Below are 26,390 nucleotides of genomic sequence, written 5' to 3' on the forward strand. Positions count from 1 at the left end.
TGGCCCGCAGTCTCCAGCGGGCCATACGTGATTTACAGCAATACCATATTGTCCCGATGGATCAGCTCATGGCCTTCCATGTAGCCGAGAATGGACTCGATCTCGGTGGACGGCTTGCGCATGATGCGGCGCGCTTCGCCGCTCGTGTAGTTGGACAGGCCGCGCGCCACGGGCGCGCCAGCCGCATCGACGCAGGTGATGACGGCGCCGCGGCCGAATTCGCCATTCACGCCCGTCACGCCGATCGGCAGCAGCGACTTGCCTTCCTGGCGCAGCTTTTGCACGGCGCCCGCGTCCAGCACGACGGCGCCGGCCGTGTGCAGATGATCGGCCATCCACTGCTTACGCGCCGTCAATTGCCCCGTTTGTGCCCGCAACTCCGTGCCGATCGCTTCGCCTTTGGCGAGACGGCTGAGCACGTCGCTGTCGCGGCCCCAGGCGATGATGGTATGGGCGCCGGACTTGGCGGCGCGCTTGGCGGCGAGGATTTTGGTCAGCATGCCGCCACGCCCCAGGCTGCTGCCGGCGCCGCCGGCCATCGCTTCCAGGGCCGGATCGCCGGCGATGCCTTGCGTGATCAGGTAGGCGTTCGGGTCCTTGCGCGGGTCGGCCGAGAACAGACCGTGCTGGTCCGTCAAGATAACAAGCGCGTCGGCCTCGATCAGGTTGGCGACGAGGGCGCCCAGGGTATCGTTGTCGCCGAACTTGATTTCATCCGTGACAACGGTGTCGTTTTCATTGATGATCGGCACTACGCCCAGGCGCAGCAAGGTCGTCAGGGTGGAGCGGGCATTCAGGTAGCGTTCGCGGTCGGCCAGGTCAGCGTGCGTCAGCAGCACTTGCGCCGTGCCCAGGCCGTGGGCGCGGAAGCTGCTTTCATAGATTTGCGCCAAGCCCATCTGTCCCACGGCGGCGCAGGCCTGCAATTCGTGGATATCGGTGGGGCGCTGCTCGAAGCCGAGGCGCAGCATGCCTTCGGCGATGGCGCCGGAACTGACGAGGACGACTTCCTTGCCCAAGGCGCGCAAGCCGGCAATCTGCGCGGCCCAGCGCGCGATGGCGGCATGGTCGAGTCCGCGGCCATCGTTGGTGACCAGCGAGGAGCCGACTTTGATGATGATACGGGTAGCTTTTTGAATCACGGAATCCATGGGGTGGCGCTCTTCACTTTTGATAGACGTCAGCGTGCAGGACGCAGCAGCAGCAAGATCAGCCCCGCCAGCAGTTCCATGACGCACATGAACAACACTATACCCTGGGGCAAGCCGAAGCTGATGGCCGCGAACAGGCGGCCGGCGGGCTGCGCCAGGACCAACATTGCAGTGATATCGCTGTAGACGGGCGGTTCGCCCTGCCGTGCCGCGAACAGCGCCAGGAGCGCGGTGGCGCCCCAGAGGCCGACATGACTGGCGTAGAACTGGCTGTAGCCGTTGACGCCATTGAGGAAGATGCCCATGCCGGCCGCCATTTCATCGGCGAACAGCAAACAGGCGACCGCGCCCAGCCCGTAGGCATACGCGATCAGATGCAATACACGGCGCTGCCACGCTTGCTTGCGCGCTGGCGCGACAGCGACCGTCTGTACCGACATCAGGTAAGGCTCTTAGTCGAGGATCTTGAAACGCGGATCATCCGGGTCGATCGACGAGATACCGCGTGCTTCTTCGGTCATCTGCGTTTCTTCGGCACGGCTTTCGCTGTGCTTCTTCTCTTCCAGATGCTGGTAAATCGCATTCACCAGTTCCGGGCAACCTTGATGGTTCAGCGCGGAAATCTCGAAAACGGGACCTTTCCAGGCGAAACGCTTGAGGAAGTCCTTGACGATCTTCTTGCGCTCTTCTTCCGGCACCATGTCGAGCTTGTTCAACACCAGCCAGCGCGGCTTGTCGACCAGCGTTTCGTCATACTTCTTCAGTTCCTTGACCAGCGCCTTGGCTTCCTTGACAGGATCGACGTTGGTTTCAAACGGCGCCAGGTCGACGATGTGCAACAACAAGCCCGTGCGCTGCAAATGGCGCAGGAATTGATGGCCCAGGCCCGCGCCTTCGGAAGCGCCTTCGATCAAGCCGGGAATATCGGCGATCACAAAGCTCTTCTCGTGCGACACGCGCACCACGCCCAGGTTCGGGTGCAGGGTGGTAAACGGGTAGTCGGCGATTTTCGGGCGCGCGTTCGAGACGGCCGAAATGAAGGTCGACTTGCCGGCGTTCGGCATGCCCAGCAGGCCCACGTCGGCCAATACCTTCAGTTCCAGGCGCAGTTCGCGGCGTTCGCCTTCCTTGCCCTCGCCCTTTTGGCGTGGCGCGCGGTTGGTCGAGGACTTGAAGTGGATATTGCCCCAGCCGCCTTCGCCGCCCTTGGCCAGCAATTCGATCTGGCCGTGTTCGGTCAGGTCGGCCAGGATTTCGCCGCTCGCGTTGTCGATGATCAAGGTGCCAACCGGCATGCGCAGGTGGATGTCATCCGCGCCCTTGCCATAGCAATCCGCGCCACGGCCAGGCTCGCCATTGCGAGCCTTGTGCATTTTGGAAAAGCGGAAATCGACGAGCGTGTTGATATTGCGGTCGGCCACGGCCCAGATGGACCCGCCTTTACCGCCATCGCCGCCATCGGGGCCGCCGAAAGGCCGGAATTTTTCACGGCAGAAAGATGCGCAGCCGTTGCCGCCATCGCCCGCGATGACTTCGATTTTTGCTTCGTCGATAAACTTCATAATTTTGCCGCCATAAAACTAAAAAGGCTCTACCTTGGGCAGAGCCTTTCGATTGAAGGCTTGCGCCTTACATCATGCGATCATGCGGAGCACGCGCTCCGCGATGAATTACGCTGGTACTGCTTCGTTTGGTACAACGGTCACGAATTGCTTCGAGCCAGCACCTTTGACAACGAACTTCACTTTGCCTGCGATCAACGCGAACAGAGTGTGGTCCTTGCCCATGCCTACGCCTTCGCCGGCGCGCACTGGGGTGCCGCGTTGACGAATGATGATGCCGCCAGCATTGATAGCTTGGCCGCCGTAGACTTTAACGCCCAGACGTTTTGATTCTGAATCACGGCCGTTTCGCGTTGTGCCGCCGCCTTTTTTATGTGCCATTTAAGACTCCTTGATAGCTGATTAATTCAAACAGCGGCGATTAGCCGTTGATCGAAACGATTTGGATTTCGGTAAAATTCTGGCGATGGCCTTGATGCTTTTGGTAGTGCTTACGACGACGCATCTTGAAAATTTTGACCTTATCATGGCGACCATGCGCCACAACCGTAACCAGTACCGTTGCACCTTCGACCAATGGAGCACCAAACTTGATGCTGTCGCCCGCGCCTACTGCGAGAACTTGATCGATGGTGATTTCGGAACCAATGTCTGCCGGTATCTGTTCTACTTTAAGTTTTTCGCCAGCGACAACTTTGTATTGTTTGCCACCGGTTTTTATGACCGCGTACATGATTTGAAACCTCATCAAATGTTGAAAGAATTTGTCCCGACGCCGTGCAAAGCAAGCCGTACACAACAGGGGGAACCAGCGATTATACACGGACTGAGAAAATGCGTCAAAAACTATTCACAAAGCTTGACGATCGTGGTATGTCGACAACCTGGACACGATGTCAGGCTTGTTCCGGGCAAACAGGAAAACGCGCGCCCATGACAATAAGAACAATCAATTGCTCTGCAGTCATAGGCAAACGTCACGCGCAGGCAAGCCATGTCGTATAATCGCGGCACCCACAATCTATTGCAGGTTCGCCTTGTCTGACGCTAACAAACACGTTAACCAAAACACCATCGTGCAAACGATTGCCGCCGATATGGACGCAGTCAACACGGTGATCCGCCAAAAACTGCATTCCGATGTGATTCTGATCAACCAGATCGCCGAATACATCATCAGCGCGGGCGGCAAACGCATCCGTCCCGTGCTGATTTTGCTGGTGGCCAATGCCCACGCCTATCGCGGCACGGCGCACCATGAACTGGCCGCCGTGGTCGAGTTCATCCACACGGCCACCCTGCTGCACGATGACGTCGTCGATGAATCGTCGATGCGCCGCGGCCGCCAGACGGCCAATGCCCTGTTCGGCAATGCCGCTTCCGTGCTGGTGGGCGACTTCCTGCACTCGCGCTCGTTCCAGCTGATGGTCTCGCTGAACAATATGCGCGTCATGCAAATTTTGTCGGACGCCACCAACGTGATCGCCGAAGGCGAAGTGCTGCAATTGCTGAACATGCACGATCCGGACGTGACGCAGGAAAGCTACCTGAACGTCATCCGCTCGAAGACGGCGAAACTGTTCGAAGCCTCCGCGCAGCTGGGCGCCCTGATCGCCGGCGCCAGCGAAGCCGATATCGAAGCGGCCGCCGAATACGGCCGTTCGCTGGGCACGGCCTTCCAGCTGATCGACGACGTGCTCGACTATGCCGGCGACGCCGCCGAAATCGGCAAGAACGTGGGCGACGACTTGCGCGAAGGCAAACCGACCATGCCGCTGATCTGGCTGATGGAAAACGGCACGCCGGAGCAGCGCGAACTGGTGCGCAGCTGCATCGAGCAGGGCGACGAACAGCATTTCGACGCCATCCTGGCCGCCATCACCAATAGTGGCGCCCTCGACTACACGCGCCGGCAGGCGGAAATCGCCGGCCAGCGCGCCGCCGATGCCATCGCCGGCTGGCCGGACAGTATCTACAAGCAATCCATGCTGCAACTGTGCTCGTTTGCCGTCGACCGCAATCACTGATCACGGTTGACCTTGCAGCAAAAAGAACGGCGCCGATGGCGCCGTTTTTCATGCACAAAAAAAACTACTTGCGCTCGTGCTCCATTGCCGCGCCCGCCAATTCCTGCACGATGGCCGGCTCCGCTTCCCGCCGCTCGCTGTAGCGGCTGCCCAGGTAATCGCGGCGGTCGCGCACCAGCAGGGTGAATTTATACAATTCCTCCATCACGTCGACCAGGCGCTCGTAATACGCCGACGGCTTCATGCGGCCGTCATCGTCAAATTCCTGGTAGGCCTTGGCCACTGACGACTGGTTCGGGATGGTCACCATGCGCATCCAGCGTCCCAATACGCGCAAGCCATTGACGGCATTGAACGATTGCGAGCCGCCCGACACCTGCATCACGGCCAGGGTCCGCCCCTGCGTGGGGCGCACGCTGCCCGTTTCCAGCGGCAGCCAGTCGATCTGCGACTTGAAGACACCCGTCATGGCGCCATGGCGCTCGGGGCTGCACCACACCTGCCCTTCCGACCACAGCGACAACGCGCGCAGCTCCTGCACTTTCGGATGCTCGGGCGGCACGCTGTCGACCATGGGCAAGCCGTGCGGGTCGAACACGCGCGTGTCGGCGCCGAAGCGGCGCAGGATACGCTCCGCCTCCAGGATCATCAGCTTGCTGTACGAGCGTTCGCGCAAGGAACCATACAGCAGCAGGATGCGCGGCGCATGCGTGGACACGCTGGCCGGCGCCAGCTTGTCCAGGGTCGGCACGTCCAGGTGTGCGGCGCTGATGTTCGGCAACTCATTGGCCAGCTCATAGGCAAAGTCGTCCATGTCAGGCCACCGGCTTGCCGTCGGTGCCCACCACGGGCTGGCCATCTTCCTTGGCAAACGCGCCCTGCTGCGGCAGCGGCAGGATCTCCAGCACCTTTTCCGACGGCCGGCACAGGCGCACGCCCAGTTCCGTGACGACGATGGGACGGTTGATCAGGATAGGATGGGCTTGCATGGCGTCCAGCAGGGCCGCATCGGACAAGTCCGGATTGGCCAGGCCCAGCTCGTCGTACAGGGCGCCCTTGTCGCGCATGGCGGCGCGCACGGACAGGCCCGCACGCTGGATCAGGTCGGCCAGTTGCCCGCGCGTGGGCGGATGCTTGACGTAATCGATGATGACGGGTTCCACGCCCGTGTTGCGGATCAGGGCCAGGGTGTTGCGCGAGGTGCCGCAGGCCGTGTTGTGATAGATCGTGATGGTCATGGCGTGATGTCCTTGAGTAAATTGGGTTCGCTGATGCAGCAAGGGGCACCGGCACAGCAGTTCTCGGTCAGGAAGGCGAGCAAGCCATTCATGCCCGCGTAATGGGCCGCGTAAATGATGGAACGCCCAGCCTTGCTCGCCGTCACCAGGTTGGCATGCGCCAATTCCTTCAAGTGAAACGACAGGGATGACGGCGCGATGGCCAGCGCCTCGGCGATCTTCGTGGCGGCCATGCCTTGCGGCCCCGCCTGCACCAGCAGGCGGAACACTGCCAGCCGCGATTCCTGCGCCAGCGCGGCCAGCGCCGCAATGGCCGCCGTGCTGGTCAGTGGTGCGGCCTGTGCGGCGATTGTGTTTTCGTTTTCCATAATTCAATAATAATCGAATTATGGAATCGACGTCAATCATCGCGCGCCTGCCCTCACGTACGTAACCCAGCGCACCGACCGGCATGGGCAATCGGACTACATTGATGAAAAAATCATTGAGATCGGCTTCCCATGACACGCTCAACCCCGCTCAAAACTCTCGGCTGGAGCCTGGCCGCCCTGCTGGCCCTCCTCGCAATCCTGGTCATCCTCGTGCTGACCTTCGACTGGAACCGCGCCCGCCCCTACATCAACCAGAAAGTATCCGACAGCACGGGGCGCAGCTTCGTCATCGCCGGCGACCTGCGAGTGAAATGGAAGCAGGGGCTGAAGACGGAGCCGGGCTGGCGCCGCTACGTGCCGCGCCCCGTCATCAGCGCGCAGGACGTGCGCATGAGCAACCCGGACTGGGCCACGGCCGGCCCGCAGCTGGCCAGCGCCAGGCGCATCGACGTGGCCATCCATCCGCTGCCCCTGCTGCAACACAGGGTGGTGCTGACGGACCTGGCGCTGGATGCGCCGAATATTGCCCTGCAGCGCCGCGCCGATGGCAGCAATAGCTGGACCTTCAAGGACAATGGCCCGTCGCCATGGGAGGTGGAAATCCAGCGCATGGCCTTTGCCGACGGCAGCATCCGCTACCTCGACGAGGGCATCGCGCTGGACGTGCGCGCCAAGGTCAGCTCGACGGCGCCCGACGCCACGCCGGGCGATGCGCCAGGCTCCGCGCCCGTGGAAAAGTACGGCATCGCCTTCACCCTGGGCGGCAGCTACCGCAAGGCGCCCGTGACGGGTGGCGGCAAGGCCGGCGCCGTGCTGTCCCTGACCGACGACAAGACCGTGTATCCCGTGCAGGCGCATGCCGTGCTGGGCAAGAACAAGGCCAGCATAGCCGGCACGCTGACGGACCCGCGCTCGCTGTCCGGCATCGATTTGCAGCTGAGCCTGGCCGGCGCCAGCATGGCCGACCTGTACCCGCTGACGGGCGTGCTGCTGCCGGAAACGCCGGAATACGCCACCAAGGGCCGCCTGCTGGGCAAGAAGGATGGCGCTACCTGGGACTGGACGTATCAGAACTTCAAGGGCACGGTGGGCAAGAGCGACCTGGCTGGCACCCTGCAATATCTGCCGCGCCAGCCGCGTCCCCTGCTGCGCGGCGAAGTGACGTCGCAGCAATTGCGCCTGGAAGACCTGGGGCCCACCATCGGCGCCGACAGCAATGCGCAGAAACAGGCGCGCGGCAAGGCACCCGTGCAGCCGGACAATAAGGCCTTGCCAGTGGAACAGTTCAACACGGCCAAATGGGATGCGCTCGATGCCGACGTGAAATTTACGGGCAAAAAGCTCGTGCGCACCCACGACATTCCGTTCAACGACATCGTCGCCAACATCCGCATGAAGGACAAGGTGCTGAGCCTGACGCCGCTTAACTTCGGCATGGCCGGCGGCGACATCACCTCGAACATCACGCTCGACGGGCGCCAGAAAAACATCGCCGCGCAAGCCAAGGTGGCGGCGCGCCACCTGAAGATACGCGAACTGTTTCCCAAGCTGCAATCGATGCAGGCCAGTTTCGGCGAAGTGTACGGCGACGCAGCGCTGACGGGCCACGGCAATTCCGTCTCGGCCATGCTGGCCAGCGCGAATGGCGAGCTGGCCGCCACCGTCAGCGAAGGCTCCGTCAGCCAGTTCGTGCTGGAACTGGCCGGCCTGAACCTGGCCAATGCCGTCTTCGTGAAAATCTTCGGCGACAAGCAGGTGCAGCTGAACTGCCTGGCCAGCGACTTTGCCGTGACGAATGGCCGCGCCGACGTGCGCCGCTTCGTGCTCGACACGGACAGCGCCGTCGTCAATGTCACGGGCAACGTGAACCTGGCCAATGAAACCCTGGACCTGGACGTGCGTCCCCGTACCAAAGGCGCGCGCATCATCACCCTGCGCACGCCGCTGTACGCGAAAGGCACGTTCAAGAACCCGGACGTGGGTCCGCAGAAAGGCCCGCTGGCCTTGAAGGCGGGCGCCGCCGTGGCCCTGGCCACCGTCGTCACGCCGCTGGCCGCCCTGCTGCCCCTGGTCAACATCGACAAGGCCCCCGACACGGACTGCGCCGCCGTGATGGCGCAAGCCAAGGCCACGCGCAAGAACCCCACCTCGCCCGCGACGAATGCGCCGGCGAAAAAGGTCAGCGAGGCGGACATCCAGAAGGCGCAGCAGGAAAAGAAATAAGCCTTGATATGGCCACTTGAAACCACCCCCGCCATCTGCTGTAATGCAAATGCAGTACGCGGGGTGTGGCTCAGCCTGGTAGAGCGCTGCGTTCGGGACGCAGAGGCCGGAGGTTCGAATCCTCTCACCCCGACCAGCTTTTTTCTTGGCCATATCCGCACCGCGTGTCCGCATCCATTGCTGCGCCCTTGACCTGCGCGTTGGCGTGTTGCCGGGAAGTATGATATTAATTGAATAATTAGTATTTCATACACTTTTTGCGCGAGGGCCTGGTCAAATGTCTTTCCTGATAGTGCTGGCCGCTCTGGCCTTCCTCATGCTGGCCGCCTACCGCGGCTACAGCGTGATCCTGTTTGCACCCGTCGCGGCACTGGGCGCCGTGCTGCTGACCGATCCGTCCGCCGTGCCCGCCGTGTTCAGCGGCATCTTCATGGAAAAGATGGTGGGTTTCATCAAGCTGTATTTCCCCGTCTTTTTGCTCGGTGCCGTGTTCGGCAAACTCATCGAACTGTCCGGTTTTTCCCGGTCCATCGTCGTGGCGGCGATCCGCTATATCGGCAGCGCGCGGGCGAATGCCGTCATCGTCGCCGTCTGCGGTGCCCTCACCTATGGCGGCGTGTCGCTGTTCGTGGTGGTGTTTGCCGTGTACCCGTTCGCGGCCGAACTGTACCGCCAGAGCGATATTCCCAAGCGGCTGATGCCGGGTGCCATCGCCCTGGGCGCGTTTTCGTTCACCATGGATACCTTGCCGGGCACGCCGCAGATCCAGAACATCATCCCCACCACCTTCTTCAACACGACCGGCTGGGCCGCGCCGTGGCTGGGCACCATCGGCGCCATCCTGACCGTGGCAATGGGACTGGCCTTCCTGGAATGGCGCCGCCGCTCCGTCATGGCGACGGGCGAAGGCTATGGGGCCGAGGCCGAAAAGGCCACGGCCGACGCGGGCGACTTGCCCCATCCGCTGCTGTCGGTGGCGCCGCTGGTGCTGGTGGGCGTGGCCAACTTTGCGCTGACCAAGCTGATTCCCCGCTGGTATGGCGACAGCTATGTGCTGTCCGCCGACGCGCTGCCGGGCCTGCATGCGCCCGTGTCGACGGCCATTGCCTCCGTCACCGGCATCTGGGCCGTGGAAGGCGCCTTGCTGCTGGGTATCTTGCTCGTGTGCGTGACGGCGTTCGGGCGCATCCGCGCCGCCTTTGCCGAAGGCACCAAGGCGGCTGTGGGCGGCGCCTTGCTGGCAGCCATGAACACGGCATCCGAATATGGCTTTGGCGGCGTCATCGCCGCCCTGCCCGGTTTCCTTGCCGTCAGCAATACCCTGCGCAGCGTGCCCGATCCGCTCGTCAACGCGGCCGTGTCCGTAACGACGCTGGCCGGCATCACCGGTTCCGCCTCGGGCGGCATGAGCATCGCGCTGGCCGCCATGTCCGACAGTTTCATCCAGGCCGCCCGGCAGGCGCACATTCCGCTGGAAGTAATGCACCGCGTGGTGGCCATGGCCAGCGGTGGCATGGATACCCTGCCGCACAACGGCGCCGTGATCACCCTGCTGGCCGTCACGGGCCTGACGCACCGCCAGTCCTACCGCGACATCTTCGGCATCACGATCATCAAGACGGTGGTCGTGTTTTTCGTGATCGGCATCTATTACATGACGGGACTCGTGTAAGGCCAGGCGTCGATTACGGCCGCGTGGACGCTGCCGGCTTGGCCACGGCCTGCGCCGGCTTGAACAGATGGCTGATGCCCATGGTCAGCAGCGGGCCGGCCAGCGCCAGGTAGGAACTGTCCACGCCATACGGATTGCCGGCCAGGAACCAGCCGATGGTGGCAACCACGGAGACGATCACTCCGACAAAGGCGCCGCGCGGCGTGCCGAATTTCGGCGCATAAAAGGCCATCAGCACCAGCACGGCCAGCGTGGCGCGCAAGGCCTTGCCAAGGAAGGCGATCATCAGCAGCTTCTCCGCATACAGGGCCAGCACCAGCGGCAGCAAGCCGGCCACGACGATGGCGATGCGCAGGAACATCATCGACTTCGCGTCATTCTTTGCCTTGTTGTACCACGGGTCATAAAAATCCTTCATCGCCAGGGTGGCCGATGCCAGGGTGGTGGCGGAAATGCCGCCGAACAGGGCGCCAGCCAGGCCGACGATCATGATGCTGGCGGAAAACGCTGGCATGTGGGCGATCAGCGTGGGAAACGCGTCGATCGATTTCATGCCCGGATACAACACGGCACTGCACATGCCGATCAGGGCCGCCATCAGGCCGAACGGGATCATCAGGGACGACACGTAGTAGCAGGCGCGCTTGGCGACGGCCGGGTTGTCCGTGCTGACCAGGGCCTGGATCACGTACTGCGTGGCGAAGATGGAGCCGATGCCGCCGATCATCCAGGCGATGACCTGGCCCCAGCCGATTTCGATCCAGTTGAACATCTTGGCCGGCAGCTGCGCCTGCAATTCGCCGATGCCGCCCGTCGCTTCCAGCGCATACGCCAGCGCCAGGATCACGCCCAGGTACTTGACGATGGAGTGCGCAAAATTCGTGTACACGACCGAGCGCATGCCGCCCAGGCTGACATAGATCACGGTAATGGCGCCCACCAGCAGGATGGCGACGGTTTTATTGATGTGCAGCACGGCGGCCAGCACGGCGCCGCCACTCGCGTACAGGGCGACGGCAACGATGCCCAGCGCGACGATGGTGAGGATGGATGCGGCATAACGCACGGGCTCGCCATACGTTTGCGCGAGGATGCCGGAAATCGTCGACTGCCCGCTTTCCTTGTATTTTTTGACCAGCACGATGGCCAGCAGCAAAAAGCCCAGCGACAGCGCCACCAGGTTCCAGGCGGCGGAAATGCCCAGCTCATAGCCCTTCTGGGCCGTGCCGATGCTCACGGAACTGCCGATGAATTCCGACAGCAGCAAGGCGCCGATCAGGAAGGCGGGATAATTGCGCCCGCCCGCCGTCATGCCTTCGCTGCTGTTGGCATGCTTGCGCACGCTGTACGTGATGTAGCTCATGAGGGCAAAATAGCCCACCGTGACCCCGGCGATAATCATCAATCTGTTTTCCATCTGTCTGCTCCAAGTCCAAGTCTGCTTTTTTCTTATTATTTTTTAAAAAAGCTTCCCCTGCCGCGTGCCGGCCTTGCCGGTGGCGGTGCCCAGGGGCAAAGCGAATCTTATCCTGCCTGCGACGCGACAAAGGCGCGCAGCTGTACCGTGAAGGCTGGCGCCGCCTCGACATTCGACAGGTGCGACGCGGGCAGCTCGGCCAGCTGCGCGCCTGCCACTTGCCGCTGCAGCCAGCGCGCATCGTCCACCGTGGTGACGGGATCGTGCGCGCCGGCGATGACCAGGGTGGGCACCGTGATCGTGGCGACGGCGTCGCGCAAGTCCGCCAGCGCCAGCGCCGCGCAGCAAGCCGCGTAACCTTCGGCCTCCTGTCCGCGCAGGGTGGCGATCATGCGCGCCACGGTAGCCGCCTCGCGCGCGATGAAGGCCGGCGTGAACCAGCGCCCGGCGGCGCCGTCGGCCACCGTGGCCATGCCATCGCGGCGCACCTGTTCCGCGCGCGCCAGCCAGGCGTCGGCCGCGCCGATGCGCGCCGCCGTGTTGGCCAGCACCAGATGCGTGAAGCGCTGCGGCCGGTGGATGCCCAGCCACTGCCCCGTCAAGCCGCCCATGGAGATGCCGCAGAACGCGGCTTGCGCCACGTCCAGATGGTCGAGCAGCGCCACCACGTCCAGGCCCAGGCGCTCGATGCCGAACGGCGCGCCGCCGCTGGCCGAGTGGCCGTGGCCGCGCGTATCGTAGCGCACGACGTAGAAGTCGCTGGCCAGGTCCGCTGCCTGGCGATCCCACATGGACAGGTCCGTGCCCAGGGAATTGGACAGCAGCAGGCATGGTTTTCCCCGCTCGCCGTCGGTACGGTAATGCAGCAGCGTATCGTCCCCGTTCGAGGTGGTCACGACAATTCCGGTATCCGTCTGTTTCATGGCATGGGTCCTCGGCTCGTGCCGCATCGCGGGTCAGGCATCGCCGTCGCGCACGGACGACGGATGGCGGCACAACGGCATCACGTCGATCTGCATATAGGGGAACAAGGGCAGCGAGGTGAGTAAAGCATGCAGCTCGTCCACGCTGTCCACGTCAAAGACGCTGATGTTGGCGTACTGGCCGGCGATGCGCCACAGGTGGCGCCACTTGCCTTCCTGCTGCAGGCGCTGCGCCAGCGCCTTTTCCGTCTGCTTCAGCTGCGCCGCCTGTTCCGCCGGCATGCTGACGGGCAGGTTCACGTTCATGCGTACATGAAATAACATGGTGTCTCCTTAAGATTTTTATTGGCACGTACAACGCCTAACAAAACCGTAGCGAGCGGAAGAGAGTTGCGGTCGAGAAGCGCAACTGTACGAAGGTACAGTGAGCATCGCAGGCCGTAAATCACGACGCGCAGTAGGTTTTGATAGGCGTCCTCAGGCGCGCTGCAGGGAACGCAGCTTGTCCATATCGATCTCCACGCCCAGGCCCGGCCCCGTCGGCACCTGCAGCATGAAGTCGCGGTACACGAGCGGTTCGCGCAGGACTTCCTGCGTCAGCAGCAAAGGCCCGAACAGTTCCGTGCCCCAGGCCAGTTCCGCAAACGTGGAACAGACATGGGCCGTGGCCGCCGTGCCGATGCCGCCTTCGAGCATGGTGCCGCCGTACAGGCCGACCCCGGCCAGGCGCGCCACGGTGGCCACTTCCAGCGCCGGCAGCAGGCCGCCGGACTGGGTGATCTTCACCGCGTACACGTCGGCCGCGTCGGCCTGCGCCAGCGCCAGCGCATCGGCGGGACCGTGCAAGGCTTCATCGGCCATGATGGCCACGTCGAAGCGCTGCTTCAGGCGCGCCAGCGCGGCGCGGTTGCCCGCCTTGACGGGCTGCTCGATCAGGTCGATGCCGCCCGCTTCCAGGGCGGCGATGCCGCGCACGGCGTCCGTCTCGCTCCAGGCCTGGTTGACGTCGACGCGCACGCTGGCACGGTCGCCCAGCGCACGCTTGATCTCCAGCACGTGGGCCACGTCGTCCATCACGTCGCGCAAGCCGATCTTCAGCTTGAAGATGCGGTGGCGCCGCAGTTCCAGCATTTTTTCCCCTTCGGCGATATCGCGCACCGTGTCGCCGCTGGCCAGCACCCAGGCCACGGGCAGCGCGTCGCGCACCCGGCCGCCCAGCAATTCCGACAGGGGCACGCCCAGGCGGCGCGCCTGCGCATCCAGCAGCGCCGTCTCGATCGCGCACTTGGCGAAGCGGTTGCCCTGGATAACCTTGCGTACCTTGGCCATGGCCTTCGCCACCTGGCTCGCTTCCATGCCGGCCAGCAGGGGCGCGATATAGGTATCGATATTCGTCTTGATGCTTTCCGGGCTTTCGCCGCCGTAGCTCAAGCCGCCGATGGTCGTGGCCTCGCCCCAGCCCGTGATGCCGTCGGCGCAGCGCACGCGCACCAGCACCAGGGTTTGCGTATTCATGGTGGCGACGGACAGCTTGTGCGGGCGGATGGTAGGCACATCGACCAGGAAGGTCTCGATATTTTGAATCATATTTATTCCGTATAATTCTGTGGAGTGGTGACACGATATGCCCCCAAAGTCCCCACGTCCAACACCGAGTTGGTATCAAACCTATACCTGAAAGGTATGAAGATGGAATTACGCCATTTGCGCTACTTCGTTGCGGTCGCCGAAGAAAGGAACTTCACGCGCGCCGCCGAGCGCCTGCATATCGCGCAGCCGCCACTGAGCCGGCAGATGCAGCAGCTGGAAGAAACCCTGGGCGTGGCGCTGATCGAAAAAGGTTCCCGGCCCCTGCGGCTGACGGAAGCGGGCGAGTTTTTCCTCGCCCACGCGCGCCCGCTGCTCGACCAGGTGCGCGACCTGAAGGCGATGACGCAGCGCATCGGCAAGCTGGAACGCACCCTGTCGGTCGGCTTCGTCGCCTCGACCCTGTACGGGGAATTGCCCGATGTGGTGCACCGCTATTGCGAGCGCCACCCCGAGGTGGACGTGACCCTGCACGAGATGACGACGGTGGAGCAGATCAAGGCGCTCAAGGAGGGCCGCATCGACGTCGGTTTCGGACGCCTGAAAAGCGAGGACCCCAGCATCCGCCGCATCCTGCTGCGCGAGGAGCGCCTGGTCGTGGCCCTGCCGCCCGGGCACCGGCTGGCGCATGGCGAGGGCGGCCTGCGCCTGACGGACCTGACGCATGAAACCCTGCTGGTCTACCCGAAGGCACCCCGCCCCAGCTTTGCCGACCAGGTGCTGGCCATGTTCAGCGATGGCAATGTCACGCCGGGCCTCGTCACCGAGGTGCGCGAGCTGCAGATTTCCATGGGACTGGTGGCGGCCGGCCAGGGGATTTCCATCGTGCCGGAAAGCGTGCAAGCCATGCATCACCGGAACGTCGTGTACCGCAAGCTGGACGACACGCACGCGTTTTCCCCCATCTTCTTCAGCGTGCGCCACATGGACCGCGCGCCCGAACTGGAAAACATCCTCGCCGCCGTGTACTCGATCTACGATGAACACGGCATCGCGCACGTCAAGGAAAGCCTGTAGCGGAAATCAGGCTACAGCGGCGCGTCGGCCAGCAGTTCGGGGCGCAGCGCGCGGATGCGCAGTTCCGTGAAATAGCCGCCCGCCTCGTTGTAGCGCAGGTAGTGGCGGCCGCAGTCCAGGCAGCGGGCCACCTGGCTCAGGTTGGCGGGATAGTAGCGCGGCGCGATGGGCGCATCCACGCTGTCGTAGCGCGTGCCCTGCGGATGGTACTCGGCGAAGGTCGGTTCCTCGTACGGGTCTTCGCGCAGGGTGCCGATTTCTGCAAACCGGTCCAGTTCCAGCGAAGTGGGAAGACGCTGCCAGGCGTCCAGAGGGACGGCGCAGCAGCTGCACTGTTTTGTCACCAGCGCCGACGCGGCGGCCAGGGTGGACAAGGCGGAAAAATCGATGAATATCATGCTCGGCCATTGCAAAGGTGCGGCCTTTGGCAACGAGCCTGGCCGCGCCTTGGCATTCTAGCGGAATGCGTCTTTCAATGCCCCATGAAGTCATTCCACTTCGGCAGCAGCACGATGCTGTTCGGGTTGAGTCCCTTGTTTTTCAGGGTATCGACGCTGCCCGCCACCGCCTCTTTCTTCATGTCGATGACGGTGATGCTGCCATCGCTCATGCCGGGCAAATTGAGCAACGCATTCTGCACGAAGGCATAGCGCCCATCCTTCGTGAACGCCACGTGGTGCGCGCCTTCCGCGGCGGGGATCGATTTCACTAGCCGCGGCTTGCCGACGCCGGCCGTCAAATCAAAGATATGCAGATGCCCCGGCTTGGCCGTCGTCAGGTACATCCGGGTGGCGCCCTGGTTGAAATACAGCTCCAGCGGCACGCCCGCCTTTTGCTCGGCAAAGTCATGCACCTGGGCCATGTCGAAATCCTTCGTTTGCGGGTTCCACGTGGCTGTCCACACGGTGCCGCCATACATATTGGCGACATACGCCACGGGCGGATTGCTGCCAGGCACGAACAGCACTTCCACGGGCGCCTCGCCCGATGGCGACGGCTTCTTCGACAGCTTGCGCGTGCCCAGCACCTTGCCCGTGCTCGTTTCCACCACGCTGATCACCTCCCCCGCATCGCCCAGGTCCGTGGGCCGGATGGTGCTGGTCAGCAAGGTGCGGTCGATGCCATCGTGGACGGCCAGGCCATGCGGATACGGCGCCGGCAGCTTGACAGTGCGCCCCGGCTTGTCGTGCACGGCGTCGCCTTCCAGCATGGCCTGCGAGCCCATGCAGCTCAGGTACCAGCGCTTGTGGTCATCCGAAAAGACGATGTCCTCGCCCACCTGGCAGGTCGGCACCTCGATCACCTTGATCGGCAAGTCCTTGTGGCGCATGTCCATCACGCGCAGCTGCGTCCTGCCCAGCGCCGTGATGTAGGCCTTGCTCATGTCGTGGTTGTAGAAAATATGGTGCGCCACCAGGTCCGGCGGCAGGGGTATGTCGCGCACGATCCTGCCGAAGTGTTTCGACTCCGGATCGACGTCGATGATGGCGATGCCCTCCTTGCGCGAGGGCGGCGCGACGGGGCTTTTCAGCGACTTCAATGACTCGGGCGACTTGCTTTCGTAATTGACCATGGCCAGGTTTTCGGCCCGTGCGGGCAGCGTGGCCAGGCAGGCCAGCGCCAGTGCAAACAGCATTTTTTTATTCTTCATCGTCTCCCCTGCCTCTTTCAAGTGTCATTGGATGGCCCGGACGGACAACGCTTGCCGCCAGTCTGCGCCGATCATTCTACGGCGGTACTTTTTCAAACTGGCGTTTTTTTTCAGATGGCCAATGCTGGAAATCTTTCCTAAAATTTAAGCATGAAAAAAACTCCACTCCCCCTTCCGTTCGCCAGCCTGGGTCTGGCCATTTTTCTGCTGTGCGCATCGGCGCAAAGCCAGGCGCAGGGCGGCCCGGCGGCCAACCAGCGGCAACCGGAACAGCATGTGGCGCTGGCCATCGCGCAGCGCAAAATCGCGCCCAGGCCGCCGACGATACGGGTGCGGCAGCACGACATCATCACGCTGGATTGGACTACCGACGAGGAAGTCAGTATCCACTTGCACGGCTACGACCAGCTGCTGACGGTCAAGCCGGGCGCCCCGCAAGCCATGCGTATCGACGCCAGCGTGCCGGGCCGCTTCCCCGTTTCCGCGCACGGCTACGGCGCGCAGACGGAGCACAAGGGCAAGCATCACCGCGAAGCGCCGCTGATGTACCTGGAAGTGCTGCCGCGATGATGCGGCGCGCCGCCGCTCTCGGCCTGCTGGCCGCGCCATGTCTTGGGCACGCCCACGGTTTTGGCCAGCGCTACGACCTGCCCCTGCCGCTCTGGCTGTACCTGACCGGCGCGGGGCTGACGGTGGCGCTGTCGTTTGTCTTCCTGGCCCTGTGGCGCCGCGACGATGCAGCGCCCTATCAGGGCGACTATGCGCGCCTGCTCGTGCGGCACGTCCCCGCTGCGCGTGCCATCAACCTTGCGCTGCGCCTGCTGGTGCTGGCGCTGTATGTCCTCGTGATCGTGGCCGGACTGGTGGGCGTGCAGAACCCCGTGAAAAATATCGCCCCCGCCATGGTGTGGGCCATCTGGTGGGTGGGCATGGCGTATGTCTCGGCACTGGTGGGGGACCTGTGGGCGCTGGTCAATCCGCTCGACAGCGTGGCGCGCGCGGCGGCGCAGCTGTACCCGCGCTGGCGCGCGCCGCTAAGCTGGCCGCGCTGGCTCGACAGCTGGCCGGCGACAGCCCTGTTCTTTGCCTTTATCTGGATGGAGCTGAACTGGGAAGGCAGCGAGCAGCCTGCCAGCCTGGCCTGGACCATGCTGCTGTATTCCGCCTGCACATGGGCGGGCATGGCGCTGTTCGGCCGTGAAACCTGGCTGCGCCACGCGGAAGTGTTCCACGTCGTCTTCGGCCTGCTGGCGCGCTTCGCTCCCCTCTCCTTGCGCGATGGCGGATGGTACGTGCGCCCGTATGCGGCGGGACTGCTGGCGACAGAGCCCGTGCGCCCCGCCTGCGTGGCGCTGGTGATCCTGATGCTGGCCTCCGTCAGCTTCGACGGCATGATGGAAACGCAGGCATGGTACGACATCGTCGAGGCCGTCCTTGCCGTGGCGCCGGGCGCGCTGGCGTGGATCACCACGGCCGCCCTGCTGCTGATGCCGGCCCTGTTCCTGGCCATCTTCCTGCTGTTTTGCGCGCTGATCGCCCGCTGCGGCGCAGGCGATGGCCAGCCGGCCCTGCTCCTGCCGCGCGTGGCCGGGCACTTCGTGCTGACGCTGGTGCCGATTGCCATCGCCTACCATTTCGCCCATTACCTCTCCTTCCTGGCGATGGCGGGCCAGTACCTGATTCCGCTGGCGTCGGACCCGCTGGGCCTGGGCTGGGACCTGTTCGGCACGAAGCTGTACTTCATCCGCCTTGGCATCGTCGACGCCAAGGTAGTGTGGTACGTGTCGCTGTTCGCCATCATCGCCGGCCACGTGGCGGCCGTCTGGCTGGCCCACGTCTGCGCGCTGCGCCTGTACGCCAGCCGCCGCGCCGCCCTGCGCAGCCAGTATCCAATGCTGGCACTGATGATCGCCTACACCTTGCTCAGCCTCTGGATCATCGCCCAGCCCATCGTCGGCGGCTAAGCCGCTGTCGCCGCGCCAGGGCCAGCTCCAGCAGCATCAGCACGCTGCCGGAAAGGAGCAGCAGCGGCATCAGCGCGCACATGAGCGCCGCCACCAGCCAGGCCAGCGCGGAAGGCGAGGTCCAGGCGCCAGGCAGCAGCTTGGGCAAGCCCAGGGTGCCCGGCGTGCGCCGCTTGAAGAACATCACCCAGCCCGACACCAGCGAGAACAGCACGCTGGCACCGAACAGCAGCAGCAAGGCCTGGTTCCACCAGCCGAATTCGCCGCGATGGAAAGGGATGCCGATGGCCGTGGCCTTGCCGAACGCCGTTTGCGCCTCCCACCCCGCGTAGTACAGGGGCTTGCCGCTGTAAGCGTCGAATTGCAGGTCGAAGCGCAAGGTGGGCCGGCTGCGGTCGGCCATGGTGGCGCGCCACACATCGTCCTGGCTGGCCGGCGCCGTCAGCTGCACGGCAATGGCCGGCGCATGGCTGCGCGCCACTTGCCAGGCGCCCTGCCAGTCCAGCGGAGCGCCCTCCTCGGTTGAGTGCAGGCCGCGCGGCGCGGGCGGCGATGCCTGGCCGCTGATGTCGCGCAGCGCGCGGATGCGCCCGCCCGCCTGCTGGCTCCACGTCAGCCCCGTGGTCAGGATGACAAAGCTTACCAGTCCCAGCGCCACGCCCAGGAAGGCATGCCACTGGCGCCAGCCATTGCGCCCCCGCGCGCCGCGCCTCGGCACGCCTGCCTGTGCGCCGCGCGGCCACCACAGGATCACGCCCGTCACCAGCATCACCATCAGCCAGCTGGCCGCCAGCTCGATCATCCAGCGCCAGCCATCGTTCTGCAGCAGTCTCGAATGCAGTCTTTTCGCCCAGTTGCCGAAACGCTCGCTGCTGGCCAGGCTGCCCAGCACGCGCGCGTCATACGGATTCACGTAGACGACGATGGCTTGCGCGGGCAAGCCGAATGTCGGCTTGACGGCGACCGCATGCCCGCCATGCCCCGCATGCTCGTCGGATGCACTGCCGGGCGGCGCGAACGCCACCTGCACCGCATCGTCCGGCTGGAATGGCGGTATGACATTCTGCACTTGCCAGCCACGCGGCGCGGCCCGTTCCGCCGCCGCCACGGCGGCGTCCAGCGGCAGCATGGCGCCCTGCGGCGCCACATGGTCAAGGTGGGCGTACAGCGCCGTTTCAATCTGCGGCGTGAACACGTACAGCATGCCCGTCAAGGTCGCCAGCAGGGCGAACGGCGAGGCGATCAGCGCGGCCCAGAAGTGGATGCGCCAGTACAGGCTTTTGCGGCGTGCGATGAGAAAGGTGTGATCGTCCATGCTGTGCCTCACAGTGCGCTGTAGGTGTAGGACAGGCCCAGCATCACGCTGCGCGGCGCGCCGGGCGTGTACTGGTTCTGCGTATTGGCCGCGTAGCTGCCCACGCCTGAATAGCTGCTGCTGGCCGAATCGGCGTAGCGCTTGTCGGCCACATTGCGCACCTGCGCCCACGCTTCCAGGCCGCGCGCGATGCGGTAGCTGGCGCGCAGGTTCAGCAGCGCGTGGCCGCCGTATGCCACCGTGTTGGCGTTGTTCATCCAGTAGCGGCCCTGGTGCACGGCTTCCAGCGCCACCCTGGCGCCGGCCACGGGCTGGTAGCCGATCTCGAACGAGGTGATGTCGCGCGGCGCCTGCGGCATGGTGCGGCCGCTGTAATCGAGGGTGCTCGAGAGCTGGTAACGCAGGTAGCGGTGGCGCGCGACGGCCGTGGCGAAGCGGGCGTCGAACGGACCGCTGGCGTAGTTCAGGCCCAGCTCCAGTCCTTCGCTGCGCGTGCGGCCCGCATTGCGGTTTTCGCTGTTCCCTGGCGAGACGGTATAGCTGACGATGGTGTCGCGCCCGTCAAGCCGGTACAGGGCCGTATCGAGTTTTAGCCGGCCCTGCAGGAAGGCCCAGCGCAGGCCGATTTCATAGTTGTTGTACACGGACGGCCGCAAGTCGGCGATGCCCGTCTTGCCATACAGCTGGCTCACTTCGGGCGGGGTAAAACCCTGGCTGACGTTCGCATACGCGCTGCCCGCATGGCCGATGGCATGGGTGGCGCCCAGCTTCGGGCTGGCATGGGAAAAACTGCGCGCCTCGTCGGGCGCGCCGTAATCAACGCTGCCGCCGGGCGCCAGATGGTTATGGTAATCGTAGCGGATGGCGTCCGAACGGCCGCCCAGCACCACGCGCGTGCCGGCCAGCGGAGAAAATTCCCACTGCGCGAAGACGGCCGTGTTGAGGATATCCGTCCGGTAGTCGCGCACGCCCTGCGGATTGCTCGCATTGGCCACGCTGTAGCGCAAATACCTGCCCGTGGCCGCATCGCGCACGATGGACAGGTTGTCGCTGACAAAGGGATTGTCGCTCCTGTCCACGTACACCCCGGCGACCAGGCGCGAGCGCAGCCAGGCGAATTCCTGCTGGTGTTTCACGTCCAGCCCCAGCGAATCGACGTGGTTGTTGTTGATGACGCCCTTGCACAGCATGCCTGCGCAGCTGCCGATGGAATACGCGGGTATCTGCCCATGGTCGTTCTTGCGCGTAAACACGGTGACGGTGCTCGTGCCCCGTTGCGTCGTCGCGCCTTCCCACGCCAGGTTCATGCGCGTCGTCTTGTCCTTGCGATAAGTGAACGTGTTCAGGCTCTTGCCAGGATCATTGCGGTAATCGTTCTCGAACAAGCTGCCCGTCATGGCCGCGTCGAGATCCGTGTGGGCGATGGTGGCGCGCAGCTGCGACGTGGGACTGAGCGCATAGTCGGCGCGCAGCGAGAATGAATCCTTGTCGCCATAGCTGTACTCTTGCCAGTTGTCGCGCGCGCGGCGCGAGCTGTAATGGGAAAAGCGCAGGCCCAGCGGACCCCAGGTATCGCTGGCGGACGTGTCGTAGCGCGTGTAGCCGGCCACATGGTCGCGCCGAACTCCCGCGCTTGCCGTGGCGGCCGCGCTGGCGCTGGCCGTGAGGAAATTGATGGCGCCGCCGACGGCATTGCTGCCGTACAGCGACGAGGCGGCCCCCTTCACCACTTCCACGCCGCTGGCCCCGGCCATGTTCATCTCGTTGAGCGAGTTGTGGTTGAAGACGCCCAGCGGACGGATGGGAATGCCGTCCTCCAGGTACTGGTAGACGGCGTTCGTGCCGATGGGCTGGCGGATGCTCATGCTGTGCTGCTCGTTGCCCAGGTCATTCCAGTACACGCCGGCGATGCGGTTGAGGATATCGCCCATGGTCTTGGGCTTGTCGCGTTCCAGCGTCTGGGTATTGACCACGCCGATCGCCTGCGGCGTCTCGGACAGCCACGCTTGCGCGCGCGAGCCGGAAACGACGACGGTGTCGATGGCGTGGTCGGTTTTATCAAGTTGCTGCGCCTGCGCGCATGGATAGGCCAGGGTGATGGCCACGGCCAGCACCAACAGTTGTTTGTTCATGTGATTCTCGTTGAAGTATGCGGATGCGGCCCGTCACGCCAATAGGCGGACAGGTCGAACTTGACAATGCAAAACTCAGACGAGGGCGGGCGGCGCGCGCGACTGCGCGGTGCTCCAGATGAACAGCGGTGCGGGAGACTGGTAGTACAGGGCGGGGAAGATGGCCGTGCCGCTGGCCACGGGCAGCGGCACTATCGGGCTGGGCGGCAAGCCCACGGAACCCGCATGCGTGGAGCAGAAAGCGCAATGCTCCATCTGCATGGCCTTGCCGGCGGACTTGCCGTCATCGGTCGCGCCGTCAGCGACCTGGACGAAACGGATGCCGGCCACCGAGCAGATTTCCGCCCAGCCGGAGCCAGACTCCTGCTTGGCGCTGGCGACGGCCTGGGAAATCGATGGCGCGAGCGCCGCCAGCAGGATCGCGAAACAGGCGATCCAGGCGGCAAAGCGGCGCGTGAACAAGGTCATTCCCATGGCCGCATTTTACCAGCGGCCGACGGGAACGGGTAGCGGAAAGCGCCTCAGGCGGCCGGGCAGGCGGCGCTGCCGTTGTCAAAGGAACGCACGACCGTGGCCATGTCGGCGGCGATGCGGCCCACGGCCTGGCGGTGGCCCGTCACCAGGGCGTCGTAGCCGGCGCCGACCTTTTCATTGGCCACCGTGCGGCATGTCACCACCTTGCTGCTGGACAGCTGGCGCACGCTCCAGACGGCGTCGATCAGCGCGTACTGGCCCATCACCGACTCGAAGCGCTGCACGTTGGTGCTGATGCGGTACACGGGCAGATTGTCGGGATGCGGCGTGCGGAACACGTCGATGGCACCCAGGTCGTTCGTCACGGCCGTGGACAGGGCCTGGCCGATTTCGCCGGCCAAGGGTCCCGCCCAGCGCTGCTGCTCCAGCAGTTCGATGCGGCCCGATGGCGCCGTGACGACGAACTGGTTGCGACTCACCTGCTGCGGCACGCTGACGGCCAGCATCTCGACATAGTATTTCACGGGCTTGGCCGGCTGCACGTCGGCACCGCCGCTGAGCGTATAGAAATGCTCGGGCTGGGGCGTGGAGCAGGCGCCCAGCAGGACGGCCGCCGCGCATGCCGCGAGGATGGACTTCATCATTTTTCATCTCCTTTTTTGCCGCGGATCAGGGACTCGGGATGGCGTTCCAGGTAGTCCGACAGGGCATTGAGCGATTGCAGGGTTTGCGTCAGCTGCTGCAAGGCCTGGCGCACGTCGGACTGCAGCGGCGAATCCTTTTGCAGCACCTGCTCGGCAGTGCCGAAGGTCTGCTTCGCCGCCGTCAGGGTGTCGCGCATTTCCGGCACCACCTGGCCATCGAGCTGCTTGAACAGGGTATTGGCCTGCTTGATGGTGGCGTTCAGGTTGTTGCCGATCTCGGCGTACGGCACCTGGTCGAGCTTCCTGGCGATGCTGGCGATCTGCGTCTGCAATTCATCGAGCGTATTGGGTACGGTCGGCACTTCCAGCGGATACTTGTTCAGCTCCAGCGCCACCTTCGGCGCTTTCGGGAAGAAGTCCAGCGCGATATACAGCTGGCTGGTCAGCAGGTTTCCGGTGCGCAGCTGCGCGCGCAAGCCGCGGCTGACCATGCGTTCGAGCAGCTGGTGGCCGGCCGAGCCTTCCGCATCGTCGACGGCCGTCTTGAAGCGCATGCCCAGGCGGGCCGGATACAGGTTGACGGTGACGGGCATGCGGAAGTTCTTTTTCACGGGATCGAACTCGATGCCCACCGAGCGCACCTCGCCCAGCACGATGCCGCGGAAGTCCACCGTGGCGCCGGGCTGCAAGCCGCGCAGGGACTGGTCGAAATAGAACACGGTGGTAATGGCTTCGCCATCGGGTTCGCGCATGGCGCTTGCCTCGTCGGCGGCCAGGCGATAAACAGTGCCGGCCGGCGCCGGCTCCTCCGGCTTGCGGCCGTTTTCCGCCTCGAAGGCAATGCCGCCCACCAGCATGGCGGCCAGCGATTGGGTATTGAGTTTGAAACCGTTGGAATCGAGGCGCACGTCGACGCCGCTGGCATGCCACCAGCGCGCATTCTTGCCGACGAACTGGTCATACGGCGCATTCACGAAGACCGACATGGTGATGCCGTGGCCATCCTTGTCCAGCGCGAAGCTGACCACCTTGCCCACGCGCAGGCGATGGAAGAACAGGGGCGAACCCACGTCGACGGAACCGAGGCTTTCCGCATGCAGGGTATACAGCTTGCCCTTCTGGTCGCCGGCCACGGCGGGCGGATCTTCCATGCCGACGAAGCTCTCCTTTTTCTCTTCCGACTTGCCCGTGTCGACGCCGATGTAGGCGCCCGACAGCAAGGTGCCCAGCCCCGTCACGCCACTGGCGCCGATCTGCGGGCGCACCACCCAGAAGCGCGTATCCTTGGTGGCGAAGCGGCGCGCTTCCTTGCTCATGTCGATCGTCACCAGCACCCTGGTCAGATCATCATCGAGGGTGATGGCACGCACCTGGCCAATGTCGACATCCTTGTACTTGACCTTGGTCTTGCCCGGCTCCAGGCCTTCGGCGCTCTTGAAGCTGACCGTCAACGTGGGTCCCTGGTCGAGGATGGATTTGGCGGCCAGGCCGGCGCCGATCAGCGCGGCCAGCAGCGGAATGAGCCACACCAGCGACGGCAGCCAGCGGCTGCCCTGTTCCACCTCGGGTTCCGGCAATAGCCGTCCGCCCGTTTCGGCAAGGTCGCCCGCTTCTTTGTCAGACATGCTGTTCTCCAATCACTGTATTGTTTCCGGTATTCGTTATCACCACGGGTTCTTCCTCGCCGGGAGCCTGCTCGTCGACGGGGTCCCAGATCAGGCGCGGGTCGAACTGCATCGCCGCCAGCATGGTCAGCACCACCACGGCGCCAAAGGCCAGCGCGCCGGGACCCGCCGTGATCACCGCCAGCGACTTGAAGCGCACCAGCGCCACCGTCAGGGTGACGACAAAGATATCGAGCATGGACCAGCGGCCGATGAATTCGACCATGCGGTACAAAACGGTGCGCTGGCGCGGCCGCCAGCGCGAACGCCGCTGCGCCGTCCAGGCCAGCAGCGCCAGCACGCCCAGCTTGAGCATGGGCACTACCACGCTGGCGATGAAAATGATGATGGCCAGGCCCTTCGAGCCGCTGGTCCAGAACAGCACCACGCCGCTCATGATGGTGTCGTTCTGCGCGCCAAACAGCGTGTACGTCACCATCACGGGCAGCAGGTTGGCGGGGATGTAGAGGATCATGGCGGCGATCAGCAGGGCCCAGGTGCGGTTGATGCTGTCTGGTTTGCGCACATGCAGGGTGGAGCCGCAGCGCGCGCACGCCAGATGCCTGCCCTTGCCCACAGGCGGCGCCACCAGGCCGCAGGCGTGGCAGGGCACGACTTTTTCACCGGGCGCGAAAGCCTTGTAGCGCATGCCGGGCAGCGCTTTCCGGGTCAGGTCGTCGCCCAGGTTCCACAGCGCCTTCGGATCGAAGGAAACGACAATCGCCAGCAGCAGGGTCAGGGCGCCAAAGGCGAACAGCCCCGGTTGCGGCACCACGGTGGCCAGGCTGGTCATCTTGACAACAGTAATCAGGATGCCGATCATCAGCACTTCCGTCATGCCCCACTCGCGCGACGTCTGCACGGCGCGCAGCACGCGGTTAAAGCCGGGCACCTTGACGCCGCCGCGCAAACCCAGCGCCACGTACAGCAGGGAACCCAGTTCGATGGCGGGAAACAGGATGGTAAACAGGAAAACCATGGTCGCCACCACCTGCATCTGCTCGGACCACAGCACGCGGATGGAGCCCAGCAGGGTGGCGCTGGACGTCAGGCCATTGACGTCGAGTTCGACGATGGGGAAAAACTGGGCGATCAGGAAGACCAGGGCGGCGCCCAGGGTCAGGGCCACCACCTTGTCCAGGCCAGCGGGCGCGCCGCGGCCTGACGCGGCCCGGCCTGACGCGGCGCGATACAGCACCGAGCGGCAACGGATGCAGCGCGCCTTTTCGCGTGGACGCAGCGGACGTTTGCGGTACAGCACGCCGCAGTCATGACAGCTAATCAGGTCGTATCGGTGCACAGTGTGAAGTTTGCCGGCGCGGGAAGGCACGCCGATCTCTTGTCAATGCCAGCCATCA

The 26,390-nt window shown here is 64.1% G+C and carries 26 protein-coding genes and 1 tRNA gene; 7 read left to right on the plus strand and 20 right to left on the minus strand.

The genetic code is table 11. The features are described from left to right. Positions 1-32: 32 nt before the first annotated feature. The 5 genes from proB to rplU all read right to left on the minus strand — a co-directional run bounded on the left by proB (position 33) and on the right by rplU (position 3,446). Complete coding sequence (gene proB, locus ACZ92H_RS23170) at positions 33-1,151, minus strand: glutamate 5-kinase (RefSeq protein WP_465051173.1); 1,119 nt, start codon at positions 1,149-1,151, stop codon at positions 33-35. A gap of 29 nt (positions 1,152-1,180) precedes the next feature. Further along, positions 1,181-1,591 (minus strand): hypothetical protein, encoded by a 411-nt coding sequence (locus tag ACZ92H_RS23175; protein WP_465051174.1) that lies wholly within the window; start codon positions 1,589-1,591, stop codon positions 1,181-1,183. Between the two features lie 12 nt (positions 1,592-1,603). Then, a complete protein-coding gene (gene obgE, locus ACZ92H_RS23180; protein ID WP_465051175.1) occupies positions 1,604-2,713 on the minus strand; it encodes a GTPase ObgE in 1,110 nt (369 codons plus the stop codon). A 108-nt stretch (positions 2,714-2,821) separates the two neighbouring features. After that, positions 2,822-3,094 carry a 50S ribosomal protein L27 gene (rpmA, locus tag ACZ92H_RS23185; RefSeq protein WP_070219281.1) on the minus strand — a complete coding sequence of 91 codons (273 nt, stop codon included), beginning with the start codon at positions 3,092-3,094 and terminating at the stop codon, positions 2,822-2,824. Between the two features lie 40 nt (positions 3,095-3,134). Beyond that, a complete protein-coding gene (gene rplU, locus ACZ92H_RS23190) occupies positions 3,135-3,446 on the minus strand; it encodes a 50S ribosomal protein L21 (RefSeq protein ID WP_034754730.1) in 312 nt (103 codons plus the stop codon). A 304-nt stretch (positions 3,447-3,750) separates the two neighbouring features. Here rplU and ispB point away from each other — a divergent pair, with 304 nt between their 5' ends. Beyond that, the gene (gene ispB, locus ACZ92H_RS23195; RefSeq protein WP_131374244.1) at positions 3,751-4,740 is read left to right on the plus strand and encodes an octaprenyl diphosphate synthase; all 990 of its coding nucleotides are present in this window, start codon (positions 3,751-3,753) and stop codon (positions 4,738-4,740) included. Positions 4,741-4,804: 64 nt separating this feature from the next. On the opposite strand, the gene arsH is transcribed toward ispB, so the two are convergent. From arsH to ACZ92H_RS23210, 3 genes are read right to left on the minus strand one after another with little or no spacing between them, the layout of a single operon-like run. Continuing rightward, entirely contained in the window at positions 4,805-5,533 is a 729-nt protein-coding gene (gene arsH / locus ACZ92H_RS23200; RefSeq protein WP_465051223.1) for an arsenical resistance protein ArsH, read from the minus strand. Between the two features lie 22 nt (positions 5,534-5,555). Next, a complete protein-coding gene (gene arsC, locus ACZ92H_RS23205; RefSeq protein WP_131374245.1) occupies positions 5,556-5,978 on the minus strand; it encodes an arsenate reductase (glutaredoxin) in 423 nt (140 codons plus the stop codon). Beyond that, positions 5,975-6,346 carry an ArsR/SmtB family transcription factor gene (locus ACZ92H_RS23210; protein WP_465051176.1) on the minus strand — a complete coding sequence of 124 codons (372 nt, stop codon included), beginning with the start codon at positions 6,344-6,346 and terminating at the stop codon, positions 5,975-5,977. The genes arsC and ACZ92H_RS23210 overlap by 4 nt, the downstream gene beginning before the upstream one ends. A gap of 132 nt (positions 6,347-6,478) precedes the next feature. Here ACZ92H_RS23210 and ACZ92H_RS23215 point away from each other — a divergent pair, with 132 nt between their 5' ends. The 3 genes from ACZ92H_RS23215 (at position 6,479) to ACZ92H_RS23225 (ending at position 10,244) form a co-directional block, all read left to right on the plus strand. Continuing rightward, complete coding sequence (locus ACZ92H_RS23215; RefSeq protein WP_465051177.1) at positions 6,479-8,572, plus strand: AsmA family protein; 2,094 nt, start codon at positions 6,479-6,481, stop codon at positions 8,570-8,572. A 59-nt stretch (positions 8,573-8,631) separates the two neighbouring features. Then, positions 8,632-8,708 (plus strand) — tRNA-Pro (locus tag ACZ92H_RS23220). A gap of 141 nt (positions 8,709-8,849) precedes the next feature. Further along, complete coding sequence (locus tag ACZ92H_RS23225; RefSeq protein WP_465051178.1) at positions 8,850-10,244, plus strand: GntP family permease; 1,395 nt, start codon at positions 8,850-8,852, stop codon at positions 10,242-10,244. Positions 10,245-10,257: 13 nt separating this feature from the next. Here ACZ92H_RS23225 and ACZ92H_RS23230 read toward each other — a convergent pair whose 3' ends face one another. The 4 genes from ACZ92H_RS23230 to ACZ92H_RS23245 all read right to left on the minus strand — a co-directional run bounded on the left by ACZ92H_RS23230 (position 10,258) and on the right by ACZ92H_RS23245 (position 14,171). Further along, positions 10,258-11,646 (minus strand): sodium:solute symporter family protein, encoded by a 1,389-nt coding sequence (locus tag ACZ92H_RS23230; RefSeq protein WP_465052377.1) that lies wholly within the window; start codon positions 11,644-11,646, stop codon positions 10,258-10,260. Between the two features lie 122 nt (positions 11,647-11,768). Further along, positions 11,769-12,584, minus strand: a complete 816-nt coding sequence (pcaD, locus tag ACZ92H_RS23235; RefSeq protein ID WP_131374252.1) for a 3-oxoadipate enol-lactonase — start codon at positions 12,582-12,584, stop codon at positions 11,769-11,771. Positions 12,585-12,617: 33 nt separating this feature from the next. Further along, a complete protein-coding gene (gene catC, locus ACZ92H_RS23240) occupies positions 12,618-12,908 on the minus strand; it encodes a muconolactone Delta-isomerase (RefSeq protein ID WP_131374254.1) in 291 nt (96 codons plus the stop codon). A gap of 153 nt (positions 12,909-13,061) precedes the next feature. After that, positions 13,062-14,171: a muconate/chloromuconate family cycloisomerase gene (locus tag ACZ92H_RS23245; protein WP_131374255.1), complete on the minus strand. Its 1,110-nt coding sequence runs from the start codon at positions 14,169-14,171 to the stop codon at positions 13,062-13,064. 102 nt (positions 14,172-14,273) lie between these two features. Between ACZ92H_RS23245 and ACZ92H_RS23250 the strand changes: the two genes are divergently transcribed. Further along, entirely contained in the window at positions 14,274-15,188 is a 915-nt protein-coding gene (locus tag ACZ92H_RS23250) for a LysR family transcriptional regulator (RefSeq protein WP_131374257.1), read from the plus strand. An 11-nt stretch (positions 15,189-15,199) separates the two neighbouring features. On the opposite strand, the gene ACZ92H_RS23255 is transcribed toward ACZ92H_RS23250, so the two are convergent. Beyond that, entirely contained in the window at positions 15,200-15,586 is a 387-nt protein-coding gene (locus ACZ92H_RS23255; protein WP_131374258.1) for a hypothetical protein, read from the minus strand. 74 nt (positions 15,587-15,660) lie between these two features. Further along, positions 15,661-16,839, minus strand: coding sequence for a YncE family protein (locus ACZ92H_RS23260; RefSeq protein WP_465051179.1), 1,179 nt, complete (start codon positions 16,837-16,839; stop codon positions 15,661-15,663). Positions 16,840-16,989: 150 nt separating this feature from the next. Between ACZ92H_RS23260 and ACZ92H_RS23265 the strand changes: the two genes are divergently transcribed. Further along, positions 16,990-17,409, plus strand: coding sequence for a hypothetical protein (locus ACZ92H_RS23265; protein WP_465051180.1), 420 nt, complete (start codon positions 16,990-16,992; stop codon positions 17,407-17,409). Then, positions 17,406-18,803 carry a hypothetical protein gene (locus tag ACZ92H_RS23270; RefSeq protein WP_465051181.1) on the plus strand — a complete coding sequence of 466 codons (1,398 nt, stop codon included), beginning with the start codon at positions 17,406-17,408 and terminating at the stop codon, positions 18,801-18,803. Before ACZ92H_RS23265 ends, ACZ92H_RS23270 begins: the two co-directional genes overlap by 4 nt. On the opposite strand, the gene ACZ92H_RS23275 is transcribed toward ACZ92H_RS23270, so the two are convergent. The 6 genes from ACZ92H_RS23275 to ACZ92H_RS23300 form a co-directional block, all read right to left on the minus strand. Further along, positions 18,775-20,118, minus strand: a complete 1,344-nt coding sequence (locus ACZ92H_RS23275; RefSeq protein WP_465051182.1) for a PepSY-associated TM helix domain-containing protein — start codon at positions 20,116-20,118, stop codon at positions 18,775-18,777. The genes ACZ92H_RS23270 and ACZ92H_RS23275 overlap by 29 nt on opposite strands. Before the next feature lie 8 nt (positions 20,119-20,126). Beyond that, positions 20,127-22,250, minus strand: a complete 2,124-nt coding sequence (locus ACZ92H_RS23280) for a TonB-dependent receptor family protein (RefSeq protein WP_465051183.1) — start codon at positions 22,248-22,250, stop codon at positions 20,127-20,129. A gap of 75 nt (positions 22,251-22,325) precedes the next feature. Further along, entirely contained in the window at positions 22,326-22,724 is a 399-nt protein-coding gene (locus tag ACZ92H_RS23285) for a DUF2946 domain-containing protein (RefSeq protein WP_465051184.1), read from the minus strand. A 47-nt stretch (positions 22,725-22,771) separates the two neighbouring features. Beyond that, positions 22,772-23,368: a PqiC family protein gene (locus tag ACZ92H_RS23290; protein WP_465051185.1), complete on the minus strand. Its 597-nt coding sequence runs from the start codon at positions 23,366-23,368 to the stop codon at positions 22,772-22,774. Then, positions 23,365-24,993, minus strand: a complete 1,629-nt coding sequence (locus ACZ92H_RS23295) for a PqiB family protein (RefSeq protein WP_465051186.1) — start codon at positions 24,991-24,993, stop codon at positions 23,365-23,367. The genes ACZ92H_RS23290 and ACZ92H_RS23295 overlap by 4 nt, the downstream gene beginning before the upstream one ends. Continuing rightward, on the minus strand, positions 24,986-26,293 hold the full coding sequence (locus ACZ92H_RS23300; RefSeq protein ID WP_465051187.1) for a paraquat-inducible protein A: 1,308 nt from the start codon (positions 26,291-26,293) through the stop codon (positions 24,986-24,988). Before ACZ92H_RS23300 ends, ACZ92H_RS23295 begins: the two co-directional genes overlap by 8 nt. Between the last annotated feature and the right edge of the window lie 97 nt (positions 26,294-26,390).

The organism is Janthinobacterium foliorum (assembly GCF_978021625.1).